The sequence below is a fragment of the Streptomyces sp. NPDC127092 genome (assembly GCF_042722475.1).
Taxonomy (GTDB): Bacteria; Actinomycetota; Actinomycetes; order Streptomycetales; family Streptomycetaceae; genus Streptomyces.
In genome coordinates, this window is the sequence record NZ_JBHXFE010000224.1 from 672 (window position 1) to 1,435 (window position 764).

1 protein-coding gene and 1 pseudogene are annotated in these 764 nt (G+C 72.3%); both read left to right on the plus strand.

Features of this window, described 5'->3' with window-relative positions; genetic code table 11:
* Nucleotides 1-102, plus strand: a pseudogene (locus tag ACFWJO_RS39130) (30S ribosomal protein S18); the annotation flags it as partial.
* A 28-nt stretch (nt 103-130) separates the two neighbouring features.
* Nucleotides 131-592 carry a 50S ribosomal protein L9 gene (rplI, locus tag ACFWJO_RS39135; protein ID WP_002857787.1) on the plus strand — a complete coding sequence of 154 codons (462 nt, stop codon included), beginning with the start codon at nt 131-133 and terminating at the stop codon, nt 590-592.
* The last annotated feature ends 172 nt before the right edge of the window (nt 593-764 follow it).

The window sequence follows — 764 nt, forward strand, 5'->3', positions numbered from 1 at the left end:
GTGACCGGCGTGACCGTCCAGGAGCAGCGCAAGATCGCCCAGGCCGTCAAGAACGCCCGCGAGGTGGCCCTGCTGCCCTACGCCGGCGCCGGCCGCGGCTGATCGAGCGAGCGAAGGAAGGAACACCCAGATGGCAAAGCTCATCCTGACCCAGGAAGTGGCCGGTCTCGGCACCTCCGGTGACGTGGTCGAGGTCAAGAACGGGTACGCCCGCAACTACCTGCTCCCGCGCGGTTTCGCCACCGTGTGGACCAAGGGCGGGGAGAAGCAGGTCGAGTCCCTGCAGAAGGCCCGCGCGGCCCGCGCCGTGGCGAACCTGGAGGACGCGCAGGCCCAGGCCGCGCAGCTCCAGTCCGCCACCGTGAAGCTCGAGCGCACCGCCGGTGCGGAGGGTCGCCTGTTCGGCGCCGTCCAGACCGCCGACGTCGCCGAGGCGATCGAGGCCGCCGGCCTCGGCTCCGTGGACAAGCGCTCGATCACCCTGCCGGCGCACATCAAGTCCGTGGGCAACCACGAGGCCCAGGTCCGCCTGCACGAGGACGTCATCGCGACCGTCCAGCTGCAGGTCGTGGCCGCCAAGGCCAAGAAGTGATCAACCGCTTCTGAGCCCGTCGCGCCCGCGACGCGCACCCGAGGCCCCGGTCCGCTCTTCACGAGCGGGCCGGGGCCTCGTGCCGTGGGGGAACATGGAGATCATGCCCTCCGCCCCACCGCCTTCCGACCCCGCCGGCTCGACGGCGGCCCCGCGCCCGCCCCTGTGGACC